At 31.1% G+C, this 25,926-nt stretch carries 20 protein-coding genes; 12 read left to right on the plus strand and 8 right to left on the minus strand.

What is annotated here, in order from left to right:
* Window positions 1-871: 871 nt before the first annotated feature.
* The 8 genes from H4K33_RS00435 (at window position 872) to H4K33_RS00470 (ending at window position 13,313) form a co-directional block, all read left to right on the plus strand.
* Window positions 872-1,231 (plus strand): helix-turn-helix transcriptional regulator, encoded by a 360-nt coding sequence (locus H4K33_RS00435; RefSeq protein WP_182646536.1) that lies wholly within the window; start codon window positions 872-874, stop codon window positions 1,229-1,231.
* 441 nt (window positions 1,232-1,672) lie between these two features.
* A complete protein-coding gene (locus H4K33_RS00440; protein ID WP_182646537.1) occupies window positions 1,673-3,772 on the plus strand; it encodes a class I SAM-dependent DNA methyltransferase in 2,100 nt (699 codons plus the stop codon).
* A gap of 3 nt (window positions 3,773-3,775) precedes the next feature.
* Complete coding sequence (locus H4K33_RS00445; RefSeq protein ID WP_182646538.1) at window positions 3,776-5,080, plus strand: restriction endonuclease subunit S; 1,305 nt, start codon at window positions 3,776-3,778, stop codon at window positions 5,078-5,080.
* A gap of 145 nt (window positions 5,081-5,225) precedes the next feature.
* Complete coding sequence (locus H4K33_RS00450) at window positions 5,226-6,125, plus strand: Abi family protein (protein ID WP_182646539.1); 900 nt, start codon at window positions 5,226-5,228, stop codon at window positions 6,123-6,125.
* A 15-nt stretch (window positions 6,126-6,140) separates the two neighbouring features.
* Window positions 6,141-9,404, plus strand: coding sequence for a DEAD/DEAH box helicase family protein (locus H4K33_RS00455; protein WP_182646540.1), 3,264 nt, complete (start codon window positions 6,141-6,143; stop codon window positions 9,402-9,404).
* A gap of 122 nt (window positions 9,405-9,526) precedes the next feature.
* Window positions 9,527-9,823 carry a helix-turn-helix domain-containing protein gene (locus H4K33_RS00460; RefSeq protein WP_182646541.1) on the plus strand — a complete coding sequence of 99 codons (297 nt, stop codon included), beginning with the start codon at window positions 9,527-9,529 and terminating at the stop codon, window positions 9,821-9,823.
* 101 nt (window positions 9,824-9,924) lie between these two features.
* Window positions 9,925-11,238, plus strand: a complete 1,314-nt coding sequence (locus H4K33_RS00465; RefSeq protein WP_182646542.1) for a DUF3945 domain-containing protein — start codon at window positions 9,925-9,927, stop codon at window positions 11,236-11,238.
* A gap of 11 nt (window positions 11,239-11,249) precedes the next feature.
* Window positions 11,250-13,313, plus strand: a complete 2,064-nt coding sequence (locus tag H4K33_RS00470) for a type IA DNA topoisomerase (RefSeq protein WP_182646543.1) — start codon at window positions 11,250-11,252, stop codon at window positions 13,311-13,313.
* 64 nt (window positions 13,314-13,377) lie between these two features.
* On the opposite strand, the gene H4K33_RS00475 is transcribed toward H4K33_RS00470, so the two are convergent.
* The 4 genes from H4K33_RS00475 to H4K33_RS00490 all read right to left on the minus strand — a co-directional run bounded on the left by H4K33_RS00475 (window position 13,378) and on the right by H4K33_RS00490 (window position 16,489).
* Complete coding sequence (locus H4K33_RS00475; RefSeq protein WP_182646544.1) at window positions 13,378-13,569, minus strand: hypothetical protein; 192 nt, start codon at window positions 13,567-13,569, stop codon at window positions 13,378-13,380.
* 186 nt (window positions 13,570-13,755) lie between these two features.
* Window positions 13,756-14,283: an antirestriction protein ArdA gene (locus H4K33_RS00480; protein ID WP_182646545.1), complete on the minus strand. Its 528-nt coding sequence runs from the start codon at window positions 14,281-14,283 to the stop codon at window positions 13,756-13,758.
* A gap of 356 nt (window positions 14,284-14,639) precedes the next feature.
* On the minus strand, window positions 14,640-15,848 hold the full coding sequence (locus tag H4K33_RS00485; protein WP_182646546.1) for a TCR/Tet family MFS transporter: 1,209 nt from the start codon (window positions 15,846-15,848) through the stop codon (window positions 14,640-14,642).
* 170 nt (window positions 15,849-16,018) lie between these two features.
* Window positions 16,019-16,489, minus strand: a complete 471-nt coding sequence (locus tag H4K33_RS00490; RefSeq protein WP_182646547.1) for a RadC family protein — start codon at window positions 16,487-16,489, stop codon at window positions 16,019-16,021.
* A 297-nt stretch (window positions 16,490-16,786) separates the two neighbouring features.
* Between H4K33_RS00490 and H4K33_RS00495 the strand changes: the two genes are divergently transcribed.
* Window positions 16,787-18,031 carry a serine hydrolase gene (locus tag H4K33_RS00495; RefSeq protein WP_182646548.1) on the plus strand — a complete coding sequence of 415 codons (1,245 nt, stop codon included), beginning with the start codon at window positions 16,787-16,789 and terminating at the stop codon, window positions 18,029-18,031.
* Between the two features lie 7 nt (window positions 18,032-18,038).
* Here the strand turns inward: H4K33_RS00495 and mobC are convergent, their stop codons facing one another.
* Window positions 18,039-20,042 (minus strand): conjugal transfer protein MobC, encoded by a 2,004-nt coding sequence (mobC, locus tag H4K33_RS00500; RefSeq protein ID WP_182646549.1) that lies wholly within the window; start codon window positions 20,040-20,042, stop codon window positions 18,039-18,041.
* 166 nt (window positions 20,043-20,208) lie between these two features.
* Between mobC and H4K33_RS00505 the strand changes: the two genes are divergently transcribed.
* Entirely contained in the window at window positions 20,209-20,676 is a 468-nt protein-coding gene (locus H4K33_RS00505; RefSeq protein WP_182646550.1) for a YbaK/EbsC family protein, read from the plus strand.
* A gap of 99 nt (window positions 20,677-20,775) precedes the next feature.
* On the opposite strand, the gene H4K33_RS00510 is transcribed toward H4K33_RS00505, so the two are convergent.
* Entirely contained in the window at window positions 20,776-21,480 is a 705-nt protein-coding gene (locus tag H4K33_RS00510; RefSeq protein WP_182646551.1) for an HAD family hydrolase, read from the minus strand.
* Window positions 21,481-21,646: 166 nt separating this feature from the next.
* On the opposite strand from H4K33_RS00510, the gene H4K33_RS00515 reads away from it, so the two are divergent.
* Both H4K33_RS00515 and mobB read left to right on the plus strand, forming a co-directional pair.
* Entirely contained in the window at window positions 21,647-22,075 is a 429-nt protein-coding gene (locus H4K33_RS00515) for a hypothetical protein (RefSeq protein WP_182646552.1), read from the plus strand.
* Complete coding sequence (gene mobB / locus H4K33_RS00520) at window positions 22,072-23,337, plus strand: conjugal transfer protein MobB (RefSeq protein ID WP_182646553.1); 1,266 nt, start codon at window positions 22,072-22,074, stop codon at window positions 23,335-23,337. The genes H4K33_RS00515 and mobB overlap by 4 nt, the downstream gene beginning before the upstream one ends.
* A gap of 331 nt (window positions 23,338-23,668) precedes the next feature.
* Here the strand turns inward: mobB and H4K33_RS00525 are convergent, their stop codons facing one another.
* Both H4K33_RS00525 and H4K33_RS00530 read right to left on the minus strand, forming a co-directional pair.
* Window positions 23,669-24,649: a DUF2971 domain-containing protein gene (locus tag H4K33_RS00525; RefSeq protein WP_182646554.1), complete on the minus strand. Its 981-nt coding sequence runs from the start codon at window positions 24,647-24,649 to the stop codon at window positions 23,669-23,671.
* A gap of 191 nt (window positions 24,650-24,840) precedes the next feature.
* Window positions 24,841-25,896: a DUF4062 domain-containing protein gene (locus tag H4K33_RS00530; RefSeq protein ID WP_182646555.1), complete on the minus strand. Its 1,056-nt coding sequence runs from the start codon at window positions 25,894-25,896 to the stop codon at window positions 24,841-24,843.
* Window positions 25,897-25,926 lie beyond the last annotated feature (30 nt).

Raw genomic sequence — 25,926 nt, forward strand, 5'->3', positions numbered from 1 at the left:
AATAAAATAGTTTTAAGTGTGATTAATAATTAATAATAGAACAGAAGGAAAGTCTTATTTCATAGCATTTTTCCCTTACTAACTAATTAATATTGCCTTATAACCGAATGGATGAACGAATTATATAGATGTGAATTAAAAAGCAATAGATATCCTGTACGCATCCAAAAACTGTTTTTGGACCTAGCGTAAAAAGTGTATTATGCTAACTAAATAGATAATAGGGTAGCCATCCAACATTGACAAGTCATGCTAGATACAACTACAACAATGTGATTTAGTTAAACTAAAATTTAATCATAGGCTAAATGTGAGTTTAGTTACTAATTTGTTGTTTTAATAAAATGTAATAATTGATAATTTCTCGAATAGAACATTCGATAAGTCCATTAAGGATAGATAAGGTATTGCAAGCATTCATAAAATAACGAACACTAAATAAATCCACCTTTGTTTTAAACCTCTATATACCTAATTGGGAGACGGTATAAACTAGAAGTCTGTAGTATGTTTAATATAAAGCGAAACTTAAGAATTTCAATAAAGTGAGAAGTAAATGACAAACTTATATAAAATAAGTTGGCATGGGTACTCACATTATCCAACTTGAGGTACTGGCATACCCGTACAATGAATAAGTGAACCCATGCCTAGGTCATGGGCTAAGATACTTATTTTCTCATTGTACTTAATAGAAAAGTGCCAGTTTTCAAGTTGAGAAATAAATAAGCTTTAGCTTAATATTTTAAGTGTCATTAAGACTTCCAGATTGGAATTAATGTAATCTGATATTAATACAAATATATGCAAATTTCTTATTCAATACAAATTTGTATCGAATAATATATAGCACTTTAAAGATTTTTACTATATGAAAAAATATACTGAAACAGAAGTTAAGATTATTAATGTTCATATAGGTTTAAAATTAAGATTGGCTAGACTCAAAAAGAATCTTTCTCAACAAGATTTGAGCCTATTAGTGGCAAGTGAGAGTGTAACTATTGGTAGGTTAGAAAGAGGGGAACATTTTAGTAATTGGGCTCTTATTTTTAAACTTGCCAATACTTTAAATGTAAATTTTATTGATTTATTTCAGCTAAAGGATCAAGAAGTTTTGATCAACTTGAAGAATGAGTGTTTTAATTTAGAGACTAAGCTAAATGAAAATAAAAGAAGATTTTATTCTAAATATGAAGATAGGATAAATGCCTTGTATTGCATTGAGTAATATACTTATTAAATAGAGATGATTTTTTCAGTTTTCTTACCTTCATATTTTTCTCAAGTCTCTTTTTCTCACTGTTGTAAATAAAAATAAAAGAACACTAGAAAGGATTAAACTATAAGCTAACCATTTGGCTAAACGTTCAAGAAAACGTATGAATACCGATGTTTCAAAACTTGAAAATCTTTCCAAATCAGCTACATTTTGGCGATAGAATTTTCTTCTATTTATCCAATATATAATTACTATTGCAATGAACGGCTTGTACATTTTTTGTACATTAAATTTATAGTGGATTGTATTAGCTTAATAGATAAGTTGGTAATATTTCAGTTTGTTGTAATAACAGAACTAATAGATCTTCTTAAAGAAAATTGTTTCTAAAGCCTTCTTGTTCTATGTCTGATATGGGTGTATATTTACCAAATAAATTTAAAATATAGAATGAGCATTAATATCCTTAAATATGAATCTGATATTTGGAAAACAGCCGATTTATTAATTGGTGCAGGAATTAAACAATCCGATTTTCCTAAATATATGATGCCCTTCTTTGCTTTAGCAATGGTAGAGAGTAGGTTAATTCGTGAAGCCAATAGAATACGTGAAGAAGAAAACATAGAAGATACAGATGATTTCGTAGAGATTTTCCAACTGGAAGGTTTAGGGTATAACGATTACGTAATTCGTAAGGGAATTACATTGAAAGATATTTGTAAAAACGATAAAACTTTCGACACAGATTTTGATGGCTATTTAAAAGCATTTGATGCTGAGACGAAATACCTTTTAGGAGTTGATAAAGGAAACGAAGAAGAAAAATTTTTAGATATTACAGGTGTTAGCGGATTACTAAAGAAAAAACGTATTCTTTTCAATACCGTAAAAACTTGGAGCGAGATTGATTTATTACCTTTCAACAACTCTGATATTACTACTTTAGAAGAACATATCAAACGTAAATGGGCAGATATTTCTGCCGAAACAGCAGGGGAACAATATACGCCTGATGATATTATATCTTTAATTTCAGAATTAATTGCTACTAAGATTGAGGATAACGATGAGTTTTTAACAATCTATGATGCAACCTGTGGTGGTGGAAATTTATTGTTTGGTGTTGAAGATAAAATTCAAGAAATCTCAAACCGTCCTACAGCTACCTATGGGCAAGAGTGGAATGATACTCTATTTGCCTTGGCTAAAATCGAAAGTAGATTCCGTAAAGATACCTACATAGAATACGGGAATACCATTACAGAAACAGGTAAATTCTTTGATAAAACATTTAATATCGCAGTAGCCAATCCTCCTTATGGTGTGGACTGGAAAGGTTTTGAAAAGGAAGTAAAATCAGACGAAACAGGTCGTTTTCACGCACTACCTTCTATCTCAGATGGGCAATTCTTATTTACCCAACACATCTTATCCAAGTTAGATGAAAACAACGGTTTTGGGGTAATCGTTCACAACGGCTCTACCTTATTTTCGGGTGATGCAGGTTCTGGTGAATCAAACATTCGTAAATATTTCTTCGATAACGATTGGGTAGAAGCTTTAATCCAAATGCCACAAGACGAATTCTTCAATACTGGTATTTACACGTATTTATGGGTATTTAATAAGAACAAACCTGCCAATCGTAAAGACAAAGTGATTTTAATTGATGGTAGCAACCAATGGGAATTATTAAAGAAATCCAAAGGGAAGAAACGTCGTCAGATGAATACCGATAATCGAAAAGCGATTGTGGATGCATTTGTGAACTTTGAAGATGTGGTTGTCGATGGTAAAGAAATGGCTAAAGTGTTTGATAAATGGCATTTCTATTACAACAAACAGTCTATTATTTTAACCAATGTAGATGAAAACGGTAAGGCAATTCAAATGCCTACCAAAACCAATAAAGCAGGTGAAACCGTAGAAGAAAAAGCAATAAAGCTAAATCCTACTAAAGTAGAATTTGCAACCTTAGAAGGTGAAGTAAAAGAATTATCTGATTTTGAAATCACAACATTTGATAAATCTACTTACAATAGCTTAGAAGACTATTTCAATCAAGAGGTTAAAGAATTAATCAGTAGTATCGACTATAAAGAATCGAATCTTAAAATCCAAACATCAAAAGCTATTTACAGCTACGATGAAGACAAAGAAACGATTATAGAGCAAGTGGGTAATGCGACTACTGAATTAGGTAACGGTAAAATTCTTATAAAAGCAGCCTATAAAAAAGAGACCAAAACCAAAGATGCGTTTATCCAGATAACGGTTGAATTAACAAAAGATACGGTGAAGGATTACGAAATAATCCCATACCTTCCAATAGAAGAAGACAATCAAAAACAGATTGCTGATTTTATGGTGAAGTATGTAACGCGTCCGTTTGGATACAGCGACAATGTAATTGGTGTTGAAATCAATTTCAACAAGATTTTCTATGTGCCTGAACAAGTAGATAGTTTAAGTTTTTTAATCGATGAATTGAATGAAATTGACATAGTTCTTGCGGAATTGAATAATACTTTAAATCTACAATCGTAAATTATGGATAGTATTAGAAATAAATATCGATTAAAAGATTTAGGGAAATTATTTAGTGGTTTGTCAGGTAAAAGTGGTGATGATTTCAATCAAGAGGATAATCCTAATAATCGTGGTTTTATACCTTTTACCAACATCGCAAATAACACGTATTTAAAGAAAGACCATTTAGGTACTGTAGTTATAAACCCTGGTGAAAAACAAAATAAAGTTCGCAAAGGAGATTTGTTTTTCTTAATGAGTTCAGAAGGTTATGGAGATATTGGTAAAACAGCAGTATTAGCAGATGATATTGATGAAGCTTATCTTAATAGTTTCTGTAAAGGATATAGAGTTAATCAAAATAAATGCAATCCTTATTTCTTGAATTATTTACTATCAAGTGTTTGTTATCGTGAAATTCTTAAAGTAGAAGGTAAAGGGTTTACAAGAATAAATTTAAAAATTGAAAAGGTTAATAACTTTGAGGTTATTATACCCAGTATTGAAAGTCAAAATATAATTACAAATTATATTGATGAGAAAACCCAAGCTATTGATAAAAAAGTAACGCTTTTAGAACAAAAGATAGAAACGTATAAGAAGTTAAAAAACACAATAATTGCTAAAGCTGTTACACAAGGTATTTCAAACCAAGAACTGTCAATAAATGATTTGGGTTTCAAAACGCCTGCAAATTGGACTAAGTATCGATTAAAAGATTTAGGGAAATTATTTAGTGGTTTGTCAGGTAAAAGTGGTGATGATTTCAATCAAGAGGATAATCCTAATAATCGTGGTTTTATACCTTTTACCAACATCGCAAATAACACGTATTTAAAGAAAGACCATTTAGGTACTGTAATTATAAATCCTGGGGAAAAACAAAACAAAGTTCGCAAAGGAGATTTGTTTTTCTTAATGAGTTCAGAAGGTTATGGAGATATTGGTAAGACAGCAGTATTAGCAGATGATATTGATGAAGCTTATCTTAATAGTTTCTGTAAAGGATATAGAGTTAATCAAAACAAATGCAATCCTTATTTCTTGAATTATTTATTGTTGTCAAATATTTACAGACAACGATTAATCGTAGAAGGAAAAGGTTTTACAAGAATTAACCTTAAAATGGAAAAGGTAACAGATTTTGAAATCTTCTTACCACCGACCTTATCAGAACAACAGGACATTGCAAATTATATAGACCATAAAACAACAACCATAGATGGTATCGTAAGTAATATAGGTAAACAAATAGACACCTTAAAATTGTTACGCAAAACATTAATCAACGACGTAGTAACAGGTAAAATAAAAGTGGTAAAGTAAGAACAACAGATGCAGATTTATTTTAAAATATTTTGTAATTTAAAAATTATGAGTACCTTTGCATCAACGGTACCCGTACTGCTTCCCATAAGAACAGCTTGCGGGTCTTTTTATTTTATACCTGTTCGTAAATTCCATCTTCATAATGGCAGGTAAAAATCCGAGAACTATTACAGATCAAATACAGTTATTGCAAAGTCGCGATATGTTATTTCGTGATGTGAATAATGCAGTTCACTTTTTAGAGAATATATCCTATTATCGCTTAAAAGGCTACTGGTGGGATATGCAAGATGATAAAATCAATCATCATTTTGCACCTCAATCTTATTTCGAAGATGTTATTGATTTGTATAATTTCGATAGACATTTCAGATTATTAGTGTTCAATGCCATAGAACGTATCGAGATTGCTTTGCGTACCAAACTTATCTATCATTTATCCTTACTTTATGGTGAATGTTGGTATATTGATCAATCGATATTTACAAACAAAGTGCAACACGCTGAATTTTTATCCAAACTCAATCGCGAGATGAAAAGTAGTAGTGAAGAATTCATGAAATCGCACTACAAAAATCATAAAAACGATTACCCCGAAGCATGGAAAGCTTTAGAAGTAGTTACATTAGGTACACTTTCTAAAATTTATGATAACCTACAACATCAATCACCTGCTAAATCTACAATAGCCAATGAATTTGGTTTAGCAAGTTCGGCCGATTTTTCAAGTTGGTTGCGTAGTATCACATTAGTTAGAAATATTGTTGCACATCATAGTAGATTGTGGAATAAAGTACTAATTACGCAATATTCTTGGCCTAAAAATATGGAAACAATATTATTAGATTTTACACCCAATCAAAATCATTTAAAGAAAATATTTCCGTTATTAGCAGGGATGATTTATTTAAATGATAAAATATCTCCAGGGCATTCGTTAAAAAAAGAATTAGTAGATTTAATACAACAATTCCCTAATGTACCATTCTACAAAATGGGATTTCCACCATATTGGCAAAACCAACCAATATTTATAAAATAACCGTGAACTATAATTATGAAAGAACTCGACTTACAAGATAAATACATCATACATTTCTTTACTAACATTAAAGAAGGATTAGGTTACAAAGAAGCGAAAGCGAATACTGTTTCTCCTAAATTTTTTATCACAGAAGATTTAAAATACTTTATTTCAGAATCATCACTCAACAAGAGCAATTATAAAAAATTGCTTAAAAAATTTGATTCCGAAAAAGACTTAATGGATGCTTTTACTTCATTCTTAGAGGATAAAATAAAATCATCTATGAATATGGCGGTATTTATCAATTCAAATAAGTCAGTAACTTTCGAAGGGGTAAAATTGCATCTATTCTATCCAAGTGGTAGTGTATTACAAGAAGACAAATTATTCCATGAAAACATATTTACCATTGTACAAGAGTTACCCTATGTATTTAAACACGAAGGCAAAACGAGATTTTCATTTCGTCCCGATCTATCTTTTTTCTTAAACGGTATATATTTAGGTTATAGCGAATTAAAAAGCAATTGGAACAACCAAACAGCAGGTAAAAATGGTCGTCATAAAGTAATGAAAGATTACCTATCTGCTACACAAGAATATTTGGTAATAGCAGATAAAAACGATATTTCACAAACCATTCGTAAAGACTTCTTACATATTTTCGAAAAAGCAATTCATATCACGGCTACCGATTTATCAGATACCTTTGTAATAAGAAATATATCTACTTTTTTTGATGATATTAAAGCAACAGTTACCAAAGGTGATTATGATTTTTCGGATTACGAAAAGAAAATGGTTAAAGATTTTAAACCCTATCCATTAGCCAATCCTAAAGCAGATAAATTAGCACGTTTCGAAGAAGTGTTTAGAGCCTTGTACGATAAAAAAATGATAGAAAAAGAAATTCTATACTACAACTTTATCGAGCGTGAACTTATCAAAAAAGAAGGAAGCAAAACCAAAGAATACAAACATAATGACGGTCGTTTAATTTCGCCACGTCCTAAACAAAAGTTTGGTACAGATAAGGTTTTAGCCAAAGTAGAAGAATTTTTAAAACATGAACAAGAACCAGACTATTTTATCAAAAAATTAGAAACCGAATTACGAGATAAAGGGATTGGAGAAGAGCGTGTACAGGAATTAGTAAACAAGCGTTTAAAATACCAAAACAACAAAAATGTGTATTCGTTATTATTACAATACGCAGCTGGTTTTGGTAAATCAAATATTATTGGTTGGACAGCATTACAATTAAAAGACTTACGCAAAGAAGGCGAATATGTGTGCGACAAAGTAATGTTGGTGGTAGACCGTTTACAATTAAGAGATCAATTAGATTCTAAAATGCACAATATGAACATTCAAAAAGCAATGTTCATAGAAGCGACAGACCGTAAAAGTTTTATTGATGCTTTAAGTTCTGATAAAAGAATTGTAGTAGTCAACTTACAAAAGTTTGGTTCTGTCAATACCATTTTAGATGAAACGGTTGTTAAAAATTTAGCTAATCTTAGAATAGCATTTTTAATTGATGAGATACACCGTAGCAATAGTGGTGCTCAACACGAAGAAATGTTAAGCGTTTTTGACGAATTACAAGCTAGTTTCGATAATAACGATGCCTATACACAACAACGTACCAAAAAGAATTTAATCATTGGTTTTACAGCAACACCAAGCGACCATACATTAGCCAGATTTGGTGAGTACAATCGTTATGCAGAAGCTGAAAAATTATGGATTCCTTTTGATAGCTATACCATGCGTGAAGCGATTGAAGATGGTTATATTTTGAATCCAATTAGAGGGATTGTTCCTGTTTCAGCTAAGATGTATTTCGAAGTACCTGACAATGATTTAGAAGGTTTTGAAGGGGATATGGGATATGGTTTTGACCCAATACCTGACGACACCGATACAGGTATTGATGAATATGGGAAGAAATATGCGATTCGTAAAAAGAAAATATACCTGAATACCGAACGTATAGAAGCCATTTCAAAATTTGTAGTAGAAAGATTAGTAGCTACGGTTTATCATCAAATAAGAGGTCAAGCCAAAGCGATGCTTTCTGCTTCATCTATTCCAGCGGCTGTTAAGTATAAAAACTTTATATCAAAATATTATACTGAAATAACCAAACAACCAAAATACGAACGCTTTGCAGAAGCTCCTGTATATATCGTTTATTCAGATAGTCAAGAACATCAAAGTTGTAGTGGTTTAAATGGTGGTTTAAGTGAAGAACGTGTTTTACAAAACTTTAAAATAGCTAAAAATGGGATTATCATCGTTGTAGATAAATTACAAACAGGATTTGATGAACCTAAATTACATACCTTATTTTTAGATAAAGAAATTAGAGGAATTAACGCGATTCAAACGATTTCAAGAGTAAACCGTACTGCTAAATATAAGAACGATTGTAAAATTGTAGATTTCTCTTATAAAAACATTAATGTAAAAAATATAAAAGAAGCTTTTGAGCATTTTTCTAATGTAGTGGTTTCAGATTTTGATCCATTAGGAGATGAAGAAAGATTGACAGAAATATATAAAGAATTAAAAGCAGAAAATTTATTCAAAAAGCATTTTGCCAATTTTAAATCTTATAAAGAAGGGAAGTTAGAAGTACAAACTATTGTAGAATTAGAAAATGATTTAGATACCTTTATTCATAATAATGAGAAAGATGCTAAAGCAATTAAATCAAAAATACTGAAATACTTTAAAATACTAAATTTAATAGAGTTTGTTATTGAATTAGATAAAAAGTATTCAGAAGAAATTTTCGTAGAGTTTTGGCAAAAGTATAATATGATTTATAATCAAATTCACAGAGATGATGAAATCATAGATGATGTAGAAATCTATTTTGATAATAGAATCGGTATTATCGCTCCAAAGGATTACAAAGAAAAAGAAAGTAAAACGAAGAACCCTACACCAACAGACAATGATAAACCGAATAAATTCAAATATAATATTCTAAAGGTTATTGAAAAACGAAACCAAGAAGAAGAAGAAATTGATGTGCTAATTAAAGATTTTGAAGAAAAAATCACATTATTCTTTGAGTACATTAAATCAGATGTGGATGGTAAACGATTAATTGCTAAAATAAAAGCAATTAGCTCTTCATTTTCTCAAGAAGAAATATTGAAAGATTTTTCAAGACTATACAGAAAATATACGATTAAGAATAAAGAATTAGGAGAATTTTTTAAGAGAGAGACAAAAGATATTTTGGCACAACTTTGTGATGACTTTGAGCGAAGCTTATAAAAGAATAGAAATAAATAAAATATACTAACCCATTGGCAAAGCTTGGCAGATTTATTCTGCCAAGCTTTGTTCTTTTGTAATGTTAGCTAACAAATTTAATTAACCTATTAAATTCTAACATTATGAATATAGATCGCACAGAATTCCTTTTATGGATGGAGCGTATTATGACGCGCTTTGATCATTTGTCAGAACATATAAAAGACCTGCCTATAAAAACTCAAATTATAGATGGAGAAGAGCTTTTAGACAGTCAAGATGTAATGGCACTTTTTAAAATAAGTCCACGTTCCTTACAACGTTACCGCTCAGATGGTAGACTTCCTTATTATACAATTAGTGGTAAACTTTACTACAAACGCTCAGATGTCAATCAGTTTATCAGAGAATGTTTTAAACATCCTGTACGCAAGAAGTAAATAGCAGCTAAAAGCCAAGAGTGACCTTTAAAGCATACTATTTACTAAGCAGACTCTCTTGGCTTTAGTTTTAAGTTTTTAATCATTTAAAACTAGGTATTATGAGTACAGAAAACACAGAAAGACAAGTAGAGCACGATGTGCTTCTTGTCAACGACAAAACAAAGAATAAGATCCAAGTAGTTAAAGGACTGGATAAAGAAGGTAAACTTGAAACAGTACCACCAACTAAAAAGAATCAAAATCAATTTTTAAAAGTAGATCGTAACGGAGATTTCTTTTCCAACTTCTTTTCTAATTTTTTCAGCCAACTTAAAAATCCAACACAGTTTACTTTTTTTAGAGTTCCAGAGCTTTTGACTATCAAGATGGCTAATCAAATGCAAAAAGAACTCAATCAATCAGGACCTACTCACGAGCTGTTTTTAAAGCACCAAATAACAGAGATAGGTAATGAGCCAAAGAAAGAGAACACAGTTGCCGAACCCACAAAAGAAGAGGGGCAGTATAATTCTAACAAGTTTGATATTAAGGACATTGATTGGGATTCACTTTCAAGGCTTGGGCTATCAAAAGAAAAGCTTCAAGAAATGGATTTGTTAGAACCACTATTACAAGGTTATAAAACCAAGGATTTGGTGGCTGTAAATTTAGACTTAGGATCAGCGGTATTTTCTTTGGATGCAAGACTGTCTTTACAGAAAAACGAAGAAGGCAAGGTGGTCATGGCACTGGAAGGCGTAAAGAAGTATCCAAATCTAAATGTACCGCTTTATGGTCATGAGTTTTCCAAACAAGACAAACACAACCTTTTAAAAACAGGGAACATGGGTAGGGTAGTGGATCTTGTTCATCCAACTACTAAGGAAATGATTCCATCGGTTGTGAGCGTAGATAGACTTACCAATAACCTTGTAGTGACAAGAGTTGAGAAAATGCAACTGCCACAAGAGGTAAAAGGCATTGTACTTAGTGAACAGCAGCTACAAACTTTAAAAGAGGGTAAACCACTACTTGTAGAGGGAATGACCTCGGCTAAAGGGAATTTATTTAATGCTGAGATTCAGTTTAACGCAGCTAAAGGTCATATTGAGTTTTTGTTTGACAATACTAATAAACAAAGTCAGAACCAAGCACAAAACCAATCTCAACTCTCTGATGATTTAAAAAGTTTTAGAGGAAAAGAACTCACTGAAAAACAGCAAAGTGACTTATTGGAAGGCAAGGCTGTTTATATCAAAGATCTTTTAGATAAAAGAGGGAATACGTATCAAGGCTATGTGACGTATAACAAAGAAAACAAGCAGGCTGATTTCTCTTTCCAAAACCCGAACAAAGAACAGCAGTCAAAGGCGCAATCACAAGCAGAAAAACAGGCAGATGAGACTAAAAAAACAAAAGGACGTAAAATGTAAAGCTAAAGACTATGATTGTAATTCTTGCAGAAAAACCAAGTGTAGCTAGGGAGATAGCAATGCTTGTTGGAGCCAAAACAAAAAAGGATGGTTACATAGAAGGAAACGGCTACTGTGTGACCTGGGCAATTGGTCATTTAGTATCACTAGCTATGCCAGAGGATTATGGATTTCAGGGTTTTAAAAGAGAAGCTTTACCAATCTTACCAAAGTCATATTTGTTACTTCCAAGAAAGATAAAAAAAGCAAACAAATACATTTCTGATTTAGGAGCTTTAAAACAGCTTAAAGTTATCGATAAACTCTTTAAAGCATGCGCTGAGATTATTGTAGCCACAGATGCAGGTAGGGAAGGAGAGCTTATCTTTCGCTATATCTACCAGTATTTAAACTGTGATAAACCATTTAAAAGGTTGTGGATAAGTTCACTTACTGAAAAAGCAATTAAAGATGGACTTCAAAACCTTAAAGAAGGAAGTGACTTCGATGGACTTTTTAGAGCAGGACACAGTAGAAGTAGGGCAGACTGGCTTGTTGGAATTAACGCCTCACAAGCGCTTACCGTTTCAATGAATGATTCGGTGTATTCACTCGGTAGAGTACAAACACCAACACTGAGTCTTATCCGTAAACGGTATTTAGAGAACACATCTTTTAAAAAGAAACTCTATTATCAAATTGAGCTTGTCCATCAAAAAGAAGGTATATTATTTAAGTCTCTTTCAACTGATAAATGGGAGGATAAACAAAAAGCAGAACAAGCTTTAAAACTAATTGAAAAACAAAGTGAGGTTAAAATACAAAAAGTAGAAAATAAAACAATAAGAGAAGAGTCCCCACTACTTTTTGATTTAACCTCACTTCAAAAAAGAGCCAATGAGCTGTTTGGCTTCTCAGCAGATGAAACACTCAGTATTGCTCAGAGTTTGTACGAAAAGAAGTTTATCACTTATCCAAGAACATCGAGTAAGTACATTCCAGAGGATTTATGGGCTGAGGTTCCTAACTTATTAAAGGTTCTTTCAGATGATAGTAGATATAGTAACCTGCTTCTAAAACTAAAGATGGCAAGGCTTAATAAGAAGATAGTAAATGATGTAAAGGTTACGGATCATCATGGACTATTAACTACAGATAGACTTCCTTCAGCGATTAACGCTAAAGAAGAGAGCATTTATCATTTGATTGCTCAAAGAGTATGGGAAACAGTATTTGAACCTTGTGTAAAAAAGCAAACAGAGGTAACCTTAAATGTTTTGGATTATGAGTTTAGTTTTAAGTCTTCTTCAATAGTAGAACTTGGATGGAGAGAGGTAAGAAAAGAACTTTCTACTACTGATGAGGTAGTAATAGATTTACCTGATTTACAACAAGGCGATAACCTAAAAATTAAGGAATCAGTTGCTCTTGAAAAATCAACAAGGCCTAGAGCATTATATACAGAGAGTACACTTTTATCCACTATGGAAAATGCTTCTAAAGAGATAGAGGATAAATCACTTCAGAGTATTATCAAAGATGTTGGGATAGGAACAGCAGCTACAAGAGCTTCTATTATTGAAACGCTTTTAAAAAGAGATTATATAATAAGAAAAGCTAAGTCGCTTGTTCCAACTGAGAAAGGACTCAAAGTGTATGAAATAGTCAAGGATAAACTTATCTCCGATGTACTATTAACTGTTAAGTGGGAATCTGCTTTTAAAGAAATTGAAGAGAATAAAACCAATATGGAAGATTTCCATAGGCAAATTGAAGATTATACTACGGAGATAACAGCAGAGCTTTTAGCTATTAAACCAGTCACTGAAACAGATCATCTATCTTGTCCTAAGTGTAAAGGGCATACACTTCAACTAAGAGAAAAGGTAGTGAAATGTTTAGATACTGATTGTAGTTGGGTGTTGTTTAGGGAGGTATGTGGAGTAAAACTAACTATTGATGATATCACTGACCTAATACAACAAAGCAAAACCAAACTCCTAAAAGGATTGACAAGTAAAGCAGGGAAAAAGTTTGATGCTTACCTTATCTTAAAAGAAGATTGTACTACAGGGTTTGAGTTTAAAAACAAGTAACTAAAATTAAATAAATCAAAAGGAGTTATCTAAAAATCAGGTAACTCCTTTTGATTTATATCTATTAGTGATTATGTTTTTTAGCATGTTTTTTCTGCTGTCCAGGAGCATAAGGTTTAGCAGACTTTGATCCTGTTACTTTTTTCATTTGTCCAGGAGGAACATCATTGTTTCCATGTGATTTTACATGTACAGAACAAGAAGCTAAAAGTAAAGTCGTTAAGGCTAAAACACCTAATTGTTTCATTCTTTTCATATTTTTTGTATTACTGCTTAGTGAGATAAGAAGCACAGACTTAGCTATACTTACTTTACTTGGCTAAGTAATGAAGAAACAAAAGTAAATAAATTTTAACCCCATCCGTTTAAAACTAATAAAGTAAAACAAGAAGTTATCTGATTCAGATAACTTCTTATTATGTAAACTAATTGAAATAATCAATTAACTATTTCTAAATACATGACCATTTTCATAAGTATAATCACTCATAAAAAGATCTCTAGCAAAGCTGTCATAATCAAAGTATGATTTTACAAAATCAGATAAATCGTAACATTCATCAATGATTTGATAAGCGAAATCTTCTTCACTGTTATAACATCCTTGATAATCATCTTCAAATGATTCAAATAACGAATCTATATCATCAGATGCAATATCGCGATGACTGATGCTGATCCAAGCTGAAAAAGCTTCTAAGGTTTTATAATCTAAATCTGATATTTTTTCAATGATTGAAAAGATATTTTCTGAAAGATTACTTTCTGATATTAACTCAGATGGAATATTTTCCCAATCTTGAAACATAAATTCAGGATCTGTTTCATCACAATGTAGTTCTGAACAAAATTCATAAAACTCCTCAATAGAGCTAAAGTTACTTAGCTCAATCCAATCTCCTTTAATTGAACCATTGTTATACTTTGCATAAGTACCAACATAAACTTTAGAGTGCATTAAATTTTCCATGATAAATAGCATTATGACCTTAGGGTCTGGTTAATTTCATGGCACTTATGTTTTGGTTTTTAGCTAAGAGCATGTTTTACAAAATAAATACGCTCATAGGATGAGGAAGATTTATTTCGGTAATCCAAAGGACTTGAACTTGCAAGGGCTAAAAAGCTAAAAAACTTTGCCTATTGAAATACCAGAGCTAAGGCTCTTAACTATAGGGATTAAATTCATGTATGAGAATTACTCATTACTGTGGTCTCTACTTGGTAAAGGAATAAGAGAGGTTAATTGAAGTTCAAAAAGGATTTTTATTGATGTTTTACACATCCCTATCACATATTGATAAATAAGGATGTGTAATTATAAAGTTACTTTCTACAATAGTGTAGGATTAAATAAAAACTAACGCTAATCAATAGTGCTGATAGTATAAAAGCAATACCTGGTAAGTATAATGGAGTATTATCATGTGTGAACAGATAAAAACAATAGGTAAAAATAGGAGGGCCTATTATAGTTGTTAATCCATTTAAGCTTCCCAATACTCCTTGCAGTTCTCCTTGGTATTGTTGATCAAGAGATTTAGACAACATAGATTGAAAACCTGTCTGATGAATACTTCCTAGTAAATAAATTGTAATTCCTATCCACAGTTGTTGTTCTGTAGTACAAAATCCCAATAATATTAATCCTATAAAACTTACAGTTAATCCAATGTAGATAAGCTTCTGATCAGATAATTTTTTTGAAAGGTACTGTAATAAATAGGCCTGTACTACAAAACCAATAATTCCTATTATAGTTAGAGAAAATCCTACGTGTTGTTTACTCCAGTCAAATTGCATCATAGTAAAAAATGACCAAGTACTCTCCATACTGTGCGAAGCTGTTGATAATAAAAAGAATACTACAAACAAGACTGTAAGTCCCTTAAATCGTTGAATACTTTTCAAAGATTGTAAAGGAGATAGGCTAGCAAAACTAATCTGCTTGTTAGTGCGCAAGTTATTTGTCTCAGGAAAATAAAAGTATCCATAAGTAACGTTTAACAAACCTAATATTCCTGCAAAGTAAAAGGGATAGCTTAGATGGTACTCACCTAATAATCCTCCTACTAAGGGGCCTATTATAAAGCCAATATTAAAGGCAGCGTTTAAATAACCAAAGTATTTGGTTCTGTTAGCACTAGTTGTAATATCTGTAATTGCAGCTGAAGCTACTGCGAATGTAGCACCTGTAATACCCGCTATTAACCGACTAATAAATAACACCCAATATTCTGTAGCTATAGCCATTATAAAGCAATCTATCGAAAATCCAAGTAAAGAAAGTAGTAATACATTTCTACGTCCATAATAGTCACTTAGAATACCAAGTATAGGTGCAAATATAAATTGCATAAATGCATAAGCAAGGGTAAGTATTCCACCATATTTAGCGGCTGTGCTTAAATCGGCATTTAGTACTTTTTCTAATAATTCAGGTAATACTGGAAAGATAATACCAAATCCGGCACTATCTAATATAATAGTGATTGTAATGAATATTACAATACCGTTTATTTTGTTTGATTTCATGATTATATATAATAAAATAACAGTACCCTAAAGTTTAGGTACTAGGTAAATCTATTAAGCCCCCTTTTAAAAGGAGAGTTATACTTCTCTATGTTATTTTACTATTGCTGCATAATAGTGCAAATATAAAAGGTAAAATATTTAGAACCAAATTGAAAACAAAAAAAGCGTCATAAGACGCCTTCATCTGCAAAAGAGTAATAACTCTCAGAAGTTATTATTAAATGATCTAAAAGAGTAATATCAAGTATTTGACTTGCTTGTTTAATCTTTTGAGTGATTTGTCTATCCGCATTACTTGGTTGTAATTTCCCAGAAGGGTGATTATGTACTAAGATAAAAGCAGTTGCTTTTGCTTTTAGTAAAGCTGCAAATATCAATCTAAGATCTACTACTGTTCCAGTAATACCACCTGATGATATTTCAAGTACTCCAAGTACTCTATTATTGTTCGAAAGCATAAGAACTTTAAATTGTTCTAAAAGTTCAATTTTATTTTCATCCCATGCTTTTAAAGCTATTTCAAAAGCTGAATGAGAAGAGTCTATTCTCGGTCTTTCAGATGCTTTAACTTTAGATTTGTAGATTAGTTCTATCTCTGATGCCACTAACCAATTGTTGTTTAAAACTGTAGATTCCATAATATTATATTTTTAAATTAATTATGGAGCAGCTACAGGTAATGCTTAAGCAAGCTCAAAAAGCAACGCAATAAAGCGTAGACAAGGTCAAGCATTTATGGGGGAATTTTTTGAAAGCGAACTGCGTAGCATTATCTAGCTTAGTGAGATAATTGGTGAAAAATATAACGTATTAGGAATGAATTGTTTATTATTGTTAGTGAATAAGCAGGTGAGTAGTGGAAAGTATATCTCTATGCTATAAAGCAAAGAGTATAGCTATTCGGTCATAAATCACTTAAATAGATTCTTAGTTTGATGAAGAAAATAGTTGTTTTAGTTTTATTAGCAGTGCTTTCTATTTCTTGTAAGAAAGAGAGTTCACAGAAAAAAACACAGGATGTATCTTATACAGATTCACTTACATTAGCTATTAGTGAAATCTACAAGCAAAGTGATTTTAATGGATTTACTGTTTCTATTGTCAATGATAAAGGGACTTTGTATCAACAAGGATTTGGATATGCTGATGTTGAAAATAAGATTCCTTATACTGATACAACCATTCAAAATATAGCTTCGGTCTCTAAAGTATTTGTAGGAGTAGCATTGTTAAAAGCTCAGGAATTAGGGAAGCTAAAATTAGATGATCCAATTAATAATTATCTACCTTTTAAAGTAGTCAACCCTTCTTATCCTGATAAGGCAATAACAATTCGACATTTAGCAACTCATACCTCAGGTATTGTAGATAATGAGTTTTATTTAAGTAAAAACTACATTTTAAAAGAAGAAATGTCTACTGAAAAGGCAAACTTAGGTTTTGATGATATGCAAACCTTTAATCCTTCCGATTCTATTGTTTCAATAGAAGAGTTTTTGCAAAATATACTAGTACAAGAAGGTAAGTGGAATACAAAGGATACGTATGCTAACTATAAACCAGGAGCAATGTATGAGTATTCAAACATAGGTACAATATTAGCTACTTTTGTTTTAGAAAAAGCAACAGGTGAGAGGTTTGATGAATTTACTGAGAAGCATATTTTAGAACCTTTAAAAATGAAAAGTTCGGGATGGAGTTTTCAAAATGTGAAGTTTGAGAATTACTCTAAACTGTATGCGGATAAGAAAACAGTACTTCCTATTTACCATATGATTACATATCCGGATGGAGGTCTTATTACATCTGTTTATGATTTGAGTTTATTTCTAACCGAATTAATAAAAGGATACAATCAAAAGGGAACTTTACTAAACAAGGAGAGTTATAGAGAGTTCTTTCATCCACAATTAAAAGAGGTTAATTTTTTAGAAAGAGATGAAAATAACCCCTACAATGAAAGTTACAATGTAGGGGTGTTTATTGGTTTTGGGTTTTCAGGCTATATTGGCCATACAGGAGGAGACCCAGGAGTAGCTTCCCTTATGTTCTTTGAACCAAAGAGTAACATAGGACGTATTTTAATTTTGAACACTTCTTTTTCAGGACAAAAGGGAAGCAAAGATTTCTATGGAATATGGGATGTGTTAGAAAAATATCAAGGTAAGTTAGAGAACTAACTTTAGTTTACTTCTTCTTATTAATCAAATGAGCTAATTCAGGATCGTTTTCAATGCGTTTTAACTCTGATTCAATAATTGACTCAACATCTAGTTTAACTTGTCTGTAATTGGCTTGAATCGTCTTGTCTAAGGTGTTATTGCCCTTAGTATCTAAGAATGAAGTTATCTGGGGTATCTTTTGATAGGCTTTCATTTCTTTAGCCACCTTTTCATTATCAACGACTATTTCTGAGTGAAATATCTTTTGCTCTATACGCTCATCAAAATTATCAGATACAGCTCCTACAAACATTCCTTGAGTGAGGGTTGATATCTTAGAGGCTGGAATAAGGGTATCAAGCTGAGTAGAGAAGGAGGTAGAGCGGTCATTTCTAGTAATGGATATACTTTGACGCTTTTGAAGTATTTTACCAAAGCGTTCTGATAATGCTTTAGCGGTATCTCCAACTACTTGTCCTGAGAAAATATTACCTACTGTGTTTTGGATTACTTTACTTTCTTTATCTCCGTAATCTCTGTTAAGCTGTGAGAAATCTTGAAATCCTAAACACACAGCTACTTTATTGCTACGAGCAGTAGCAATTAGGTTATCAAGTCCTCTAAAGTAGATCGTTGGCAATTCATCAATAATAACAGAACTTTTAAGTTGACCTTTTTTATTGATTAGTTTTACAATACGTGAGTTATAAAGCCCAAGAGCAGCAGAGTAAATGTTTTGACGATCTGGATTGTTACCTACACATAGTATTTTAGGCGCTGCTGGATTATTGATGTCTAACGTAAAATCATCTCCTGTCATTACCCAGTATAGCGATGGTGATATCATACGAGACAGCGGTATTTTAGCAGAAGCTATTTGCCCTTGTAATTGATCTTGTGCTCCTCCTTCCCAAGCATCCATAAAAGGAGAGAGGTAGTTCTCTAAATCAGAATAAGAGGTAAGGATAGTAAATACATCAGCATACTTCTTATTTAAAAGTTCAATAGCATGAGGGAATGTACAATACTTACCATTTTGATAAATCTTCAAAAACCAAATAATAGCTGCTAAAAGGATGATTGGAGATTCCACAAAGAAGTCTCCTTGTTTTTGTATCCATGAGCGGTTAAGGTTAAGCATTATAGTATAGGCTGATTCATAAGCATCAGATATATCTGTCATAAACGATGGGTTAATCGGATTACAACGATGACTGAGACTTGGATCATCAAAGTTTATAACGTAGAACTTAGGAACAATAGCATATTTATCTTTGTGTAATAACAAGTGATTATAAGCTATAGTTGATAAGTCATGGAACTTAAAATCGTAAATATACATAGAGAATCCTTTTTCAATTTGTTGTTTGATAAAGCTATTCACTACAGCATAGGATTTACCAGAACCTGGAGTACCAAGAACGATAGTCGCCCGAAATGGATTAACAATATTTATCCAACCACTATTCCATTTTCCTTTGTAATAGAACCTTGAAGGAAGGTTAACAGAGTATTGATTTTCAATAAGACGAGTCTCTTGCATAAAACTCTCATTTTCAAAATTAAATACATCTTGCATAAGGTTATCGTTTAAGAGCCTACTAATCCAAGCTCCTGAGACAAGAAGTAAAATATACCCTAAGAAGGTACTTGCTATATACAGTATCGCGCTCCAAGCGTATCCAAAATCAAGTAAGAAGAAGTTGAAAAAAAACAAACTAAAACCAACTGTAAAAACACTTATGATTTTAGAGATTGTTATCTTTTCATGTTTTACGCCTTTGCCTCCCCACAGGCTTAAAGAAAGTAAAACCAAACAAAAGAGTTTAGTATAAAGTAAATGAGAAAGCAGTCCTGCTGTTCGGTTGAAGTTTACTAGTATTCGATCTACAACAGTGTGTGTTATTCCAATACTTAAAAAGAAAGAATAACAATACCAGTATAAGTGCATAAGCATAATTAAAATACTTACTGCTCGCATAAATGCTAAGATTTTAGCAAGCGCTTTTAAATCGTCTTCTGATTGCATAATAAATGTAATTAAGATTAACGATTTAAAGTAAAAGTAGATTTAAGAACACTAATTGAAATGGCACTAGGTAGTATTATTTGACCTCCATTGATAACAAACCTACATTATTAAAACTTGTCAATTGTATTATAATTCCTATTTTTAAAAACCAATATTAATTATTATGAACCATTTAAAAGTGAAAGACTATCTAAAAAGCAAGGGCTTTGAAGATCGTTTTATTGAATTTAAGGAGAGTACAGCTACTGTAGGAGAAGCTGCAATTGCGATTGGTTGTGATAGCGACCAAATAGCAAAGAGTATAACGCTTTATGCCCCAGAAGAGGGAGCCGCTATTTTGGTCGTCGCTTCAGGAAATAGTAAAATAGATAATAAAACTTTTAAAGACACTTTTGGTATTAAAGCTAAGATGCTTAAATATGAAGATGTAGAAGAGTTAGTAGGTCACCAAGTAGGAGGAGTCTGTCCTTTTAAGGTAAAAGAATCAACCAAAGTCTACTTTGATGAATCTTTAAAAAAACATCAAGTACTCTATCCTGCTGGGGGTAGTGCTAATACTGTAGTTCAACTAAAACAAGAAGAATTGATTGACTTGTGTGATTTTGTTGATTGGGTATCTGTGACAAAGTAAAAATTATAGGTTACGAGTAATTACTTGTAACCTATAATTTTAAGTGTTATTTCTTCGTATTATCAAAAGCAAACATCTTAGTAATATTTCAAGAATCACTTAAAAACTATTTAAAAGTGAGATTAATTCAAGTGGTGTATTGATTTCATAATCAGGTTTATCATTCCAGTTTTTTGTGTCTGAATTGCTATACTTTACAGCTATAGAAATGACTGTACCATTATTGTTTAATTCTTTTTTTATGTTTTTAGCAAATGTTACATCTCCTTCATGATCCCCAATGTATATAATGTTCTTATTATAGAAATTAGTAAAGATTTGCTCTAGACATTTTAATCCTCCAAAAGGATTAGGTTTTTGCATATTATTTGGTATATCATCATATCCAATAACAGATTTGAATTTATGTTGAAGGTTATTTGATGTTAAAACTTTAAGTATATTATTTGATGAATTCTGAGAACAAATACCTTGAGGTAAATCAATTTGAGTAATAGTTTGTTTAATATCGGAAAACAATTCTACAGGGGTTGTGTTTTTTAATTGATATTCAGTCCAAAGAGTGCCAGCTTCAAGCATTTCACTCTCTGTCATTCCGTAATAATTTACGTACAAATCTTGCCAGTTTTTGGATTGGTGATTAGCAATATGATATTGACTCTCAGATTTTAAATAAGTAGGAAGATGATCATTTGTTAATCTAGGGGCGACCTTAGCTAATATTTCTTTAGTAATATCAATATTTTTTGGAACAGAGTTTACTAATGTTCCATCATAATCCCAAAGAATGGCATCAATTTTCATAGTTATGTGTTTATTATAAATTTATTTCGTCCAAAGACTAAAGTACAAAGTTATAAGTAAAAAATTAAAAGAGTGTTTGATTATTTCCAAATACGACCTCTAAGAGCCATTAGAAGTTTAGCGATATAAGTATTTCCTATTTTGACAAAAATCAAGATAAGAAACCATGCAAACTGCCACTAAAAACAAAGGAGGAAGAAAACTAAAATCCAATCCTAAAAAATACAGACATGTTTTTAGACTCACTGAATCTGAAAACCAACGATTGCTTGCTTTGTTTGCATCATCAGGAATGACAAACAAAGCAAGCTTTCTTGTTTCTATGCTTTTAGATAGACAAGTTAAAACAGTAAAAGTAGATGTTGCTGCTTTGCAATATCACGGATTACTAACTAAACTGTTTAATCAATTTAGGGCAGTAGGAGTGAACTACAATCAAATGGTAAAGCTATGCAATCAATATTTCTCTGAAGATAAAGCGAAACGTTATATCTCAAAACTTGAAGAGTATACCAATACCTTATCAAAGCTTTGCTATTACATTATCAAGGTTACCAAAGAGTTTGAAGAGAAACACCTTAATTCTAATCTATGATAGCTAAGATTGGTAAAGGAAGTAATCTTATTGGAGCTTTGTCATATAATCAATTAAAAATTGATAAAGGACAAGGAGCTGTTTTGTTTACAAATAATTTACCGGATCCAAATACCACTTCAAACTACATTGCGCAGCTTTATAAACACTTTGAGCCTTATCTACTTTTAAATAACAAGACAGAGAAAGTTGTACGGCATATTTCTTTAAATCCAAATCCTAATGATAAATTATCTGATGATACATTAAATAAAATAGCTAAACAATATATGGATAGTATGAACTATGAAAATCAGCCCTATATTGTCTATAAGCATAGTGATATAGAAAGAGAGCATATCCATATTGTTACTGTTTGTACAGACTTAAAGGGAAAGAAAATAGATGATAAATACGATCATCTAAAATCAATGAAAACTTGCCGTGAAATTGAAAAGCAGTTTAACCTTACTTCTTCTTTGGGTCAAGCAAACAAAGAATCTAAACGGATTCAATTTACACCAGTAGACTATTCTAAAAATGACCTAAAAGCTCAAATAGCCTCAGTAATACGATATCTACCCAAGTATTATAAGTATGATAGTCTAACAAGTTATAATGCTTTATTATCCCTATTTAACATCAGAGCAGAAAAAGTGGAAGCTTCTTACAATGGACAAACCAAACACGGTTTAGTGTACTTTGCTTTAAATGAAATAGGAGAGAAGGTAAGTAATCCTTTTAAGGCTTCCCTTTTTGGAAAAAATGCAAGTTATCAAAATCTTGAAAGTCACTTTAAAGCATCAAAAGAAAAACTAAAATCTTTACCTAATAAAGAGAATCTTAAACATACAATTGAGATAGCGTTAAATACAACAAATTCACAACAAGAGTTTAAAGGAGAACTTTTAAATCACGGAATAAACGTTGTTATTTTTCAAAACAAAGATAATCGTATCTATGGTGTAACTTTTATCGACCATAACTTAAAAGGTGTCTATAAAGGCTCTGATTTAAGTAAAGAGTTATCTGCTAATACACTGAATCAAAAATGGAGTAGTACAGAAGATTATCCTCGTTCAATTTTAATACCTTCTCAACAGGCTAATACTAATGAATCAGACGAGTTACATCCAATGTTTGAGCATTTATGTTCTGATACTACCAATTTTAATAATGATGAGTTTTTATCATTGTTTAATCTTTTAAACAATAACCAAGAGATAGATTATGAAGAGTTGAGTTTTGAGAAAAGAATCAAAAGAAAAAAAAGATCTTTCTGAGACAGTGCACCTAATTAGATATTCATATTATGAGCACTTTTAAAACAAATAACTATCTAAGTCAAATATAAAAGCCTGTAAACTCATTAAATTTACAGGCTTTTGTTTCGTTTTGAAACCTTTATAAGGTAATTATTCTAATTATGTTGTGGAGAAAGAGGGTTAGCCTCTTTTATGTCGTATGCTTTATAAATAGGGATGTTCACTTTTTTGAATTGTAGTGAGCACCTTATCACGAATGTTTTATGCTATGATTGGAATCGTTTGATTCAAGCGTAAAGTTAATAATTATTTGTAATTAAAAAATTTACTAAAATACAATAATACTTCTCTATAGTTTTTTGTTTGTATTTAATTCTTCAAGATAGACTCCACTACCTGCAATATCATTTATTATCATTTCTTGAATTGACAATTGGTATTGATCTGGCAATCTTTTTGCTATTTTTAACTCTTGAATATCATAGCCTAAAGTTGCAAATAACTTTAATACTGTATATCTGTTTTTTGGTGTTGATTTACAACCAAAAATTATTTCACGTATTGATTTTCTATTTATTTTTAAAAGACCCTGTTCTTGATTTATTAAACGAATCTCATTTTCGTATTCCCATTTCGAATATTTATTACTAAGTATTTCAAATTTAAGATTATCAAGCTCTTCTAATGAATAATCAAATATCTTAATTGGATTATCAGAATACTTTACCTTTAATACATCTAGTTTTTTATCATTATCAAGAGTCAAATTATTATCAATTTGGTATTTTACACATAAACCTTTATGATTATCAGCATAATGTCCCCACATCAGAGGACAATCTGGCGATTTTGAACCACAAGAAATCCCTAATTTCTCATTATCTATAGTTAAAAATATATAATCATAATACATTTTTTCCTGAAGAAAAACTCTGTTTTTGATTATTAAATTGTCAAAATTACTTTTTTTGGAATAAAATGCTGATAGCTCTATAATTTTATCATTAATACTATTCATTTCATATGTATATAGATCTTCTCTAAACAGATCTAAATCATTATAGACAAAAAGTGCATGAATATAACTATCAAATTTTTCTTTATTAATTGGGTTTGAAAAAACATATTCTTCAAAGACCTTTACTTTTGCCTTAATATAAGTAAAAAACACTCTAAGTTTATCAATATCGCTGGTTAAAACAATTCTTGGATAACTATCAAAAGGATCGTTAAAATTCCTAGGGTTAGAAAAATATAGCTCATTATTAATAATTGAACTATATAAATTTTGATTTATAGTATAATATTTATAGAAGTATTTTAAACTCATTTTAGTTAATTTATATTTCTTAACTCATTCTTGTTCTAGGCAAATCTAAATTTAGGTCGAAACCATTTTCAGTAATTAAAATTTCAGGCATTATATTTTGTTTTTTTGAAATTAAGTAATACAAAAGAAGCACAGAATGTATCAGTTGAAACGGTTGAACTCCGTTTTTGGTAATACCTTATTATGTGATGTTATTTTTTTATTGCTCTTAATCTAGTCATTACTTCATCACCATAAGACGTAAGACTCCAATATGTGCCTGAATCTTTAATGCTTCTGTTTTTTGAGCTTTTATTTATCAGTCCTAATGCTCTAAATTGAACTATGATTGTTTGAAAATCTTTATCAGAAACATTAAAGTCAAAGAAATTTCCTGTTTTTGCTATTTTAGGTTCATTAATGAATGTCTCTCGAACTTCTTTTAAAGAAAATTTATTTAATTCTGATTTCAAGAGATTTGTCGATGCATCATCCATCATACTTGGTGAAAGCCAGTAAAAAATTTCGTCCCAAGTAGTTGTAAAAAATCTCTTGTAAAGTTTAGCTTCATATCTTGAAGTTCCATATTTAATTAAAACTTCAATTTTCAATTCATCATCTGCTTGCGATAATTGTGAAGTTCCTTCAGGAGCATTGGTTCGTGATTCTTTCAGTTTTGTTTCAAGTTCTTCAATTTGTTTTTTAAGTTTTAAGATTTCAAGATTTGCTTCTGTACTCGTGGTAACATTTCCTTTTATCCACCCTATTCCAGGATATTTTTTTTGCAAACTAATTAAACTTCGACTTACTACAGAACCAAGCTCTTGCGGTGTTGACCAATATTTACACATTTTTTTTTGTGCTAAATTTCGGAATTCATTTAATTGTTTTTGACCATCTTCAGTCTTTTCTGTGTTTTTCTTAGGTAATGATTCTGGGTCTTTATGTAAAAATGCAATGACTGGTTTACCTGTCTCAATTGCATATCTATATTCCATTTCAGTATAGCTTAATCCTGTTTCACCTAAAGAACCATATCTACCTGCAATAACAACAATATAATAATCACAATCATCAATAACTCCCCTAATCAAACTCCATTGGTCATCATTAGATGCTGGAAATAATTCCATTCCAGCCGGAATACAATCTAGTTCCAATAACGCTTGCATTATTTCTTGTCTTTCTTCTAATAAATCTATATATGTCGAGCTAACAAAAACTTGGTATTTTTCTGCATAATATTTGGGAATAATATCACATAACATTTTAAGGTTTTGCGAAGTGGTCTTAAATTG

This window comes from Myroides sp. WP-1 (assembly GCF_014145635.1).
Lineage (GTDB): Bacteria > Bacteroidota > Bacteroidia > Flavobacteriales > Flavobacteriaceae > Flavobacterium.

What these genes read in the sequence shown, in the direction of transcription:
- mobC (WP_182646549.1), bottom strand. Translation starts at nt 20,042, where the DNA reads ATGCAATCAGAAGACGATTTAAAAGCGCTTGCTAAAATCTTAGCATTT.
- H4K33_RS00460 (WP_182646541.1), top strand. Translation starts at nt 9,527, where the DNA reads ATGAATATAGATCGCACAGAATTCCTTTTATGGATGGAGCGTATTATG.
- H4K33_RS00530 (WP_182646555.1), bottom strand. Translation starts at nt 25,896, where the DNA reads ATGTTATGTGATATTATTCCCAAATATTATGCAGAAAAATACCAAGTT.
- H4K33_RS00435 (WP_182646536.1), top strand. Translation starts at nt 872, where the DNA reads ATGAAAAAATATACTGAAACAGAAGTTAAGATTATTAATGTTCATATA.
- H4K33_RS00505 (WP_182646550.1), top strand. Translation starts at nt 20,209, where the DNA reads ATGAACCATTTAAAAGTGAAAGACTATCTAAAAAGCAAGGGCTTTGAA.
- H4K33_RS00475 (WP_182646544.1), bottom strand. Translation starts at nt 13,569, where the DNA reads ATGAAAAGAATGAAACAATTAGGTGTTTTAGCCTTAACGACTTTACTT.
- H4K33_RS00440 (WP_182646537.1), top strand. Translation starts at nt 1,673, where the DNA reads ATGAGCATTAATATCCTTAAATATGAATCTGATATTTGGAAAACAGCC.
- H4K33_RS00445 (WP_182646538.1), top strand. Translation starts at nt 3,776, where the DNA reads ATGGATAGTATTAGAAATAAATATCGATTAAAAGATTTAGGGAAATTA.
- H4K33_RS00465 (WP_182646542.1), top strand. Translation starts at nt 9,925, where the DNA reads ATGAGTACAGAAAACACAGAAAGACAAGTAGAGCACGATGTGCTTCTT.
- H4K33_RS00490 (WP_182646547.1), bottom strand. Translation starts at nt 16,489, where the DNA reads ATGGAATCTACAGTTTTAAACAACAATTGGTTAGTGGCATCAGAGATA.
- H4K33_RS00515 (WP_182646552.1), top strand. Translation starts at nt 21,647, where the DNA reads ATGCAAACTGCCACTAAAAACAAAGGAGGAAGAAAACTAAAATCCAAT.
- H4K33_RS00495 (WP_182646548.1), top strand. Translation starts at nt 16,787, where the DNA reads ATGAAGAAAATAGTTGTTTTAGTTTTATTAGCAGTGCTTTCTATTTCT.
- mobB (WP_182646553.1), top strand. Translation starts at nt 22,072, where the DNA reads ATGATAGCTAAGATTGGTAAAGGAAGTAATCTTATTGGAGCTTTGTCA.
- H4K33_RS00455 (WP_182646540.1), top strand. Translation starts at nt 6,141, where the DNA reads ATGAAAGAACTCGACTTACAAGATAAATACATCATACATTTCTTTACT.
- H4K33_RS00485 (WP_182646546.1), bottom strand. Translation starts at nt 15,848, where the DNA reads ATGAAATCAAACAAAATAAACGGTATTGTAATATTCATTACAATCACT.
- H4K33_RS00450 (WP_182646539.1), top strand. Translation starts at nt 5,226, where the DNA reads ATGGCAGGTAAAAATCCGAGAACTATTACAGATCAAATACAGTTATTG.
- H4K33_RS00470 (WP_182646543.1), top strand. Translation starts at nt 11,250, where the DNA reads ATGATTGTAATTCTTGCAGAAAAACCAAGTGTAGCTAGGGAGATAGCA.
- H4K33_RS00510 (WP_182646551.1), bottom strand. Translation starts at nt 21,480, where the DNA reads ATGAAAATTGATGCCATTCTTTGGGATTATGATGGAACATTAGTAAAC.
- H4K33_RS00480 (WP_182646545.1), bottom strand. Translation starts at nt 14,283, where the DNA reads ATGGAAAATTTAATGCACTCTAAAGTTTATGTTGGTACTTATGCAAAG.
- H4K33_RS00525 (WP_182646554.1), bottom strand. Translation starts at nt 24,649, where the DNA reads ATGAGTTTAAAATACTTCTATAAATATTATACTATAAATCAAAATTTA.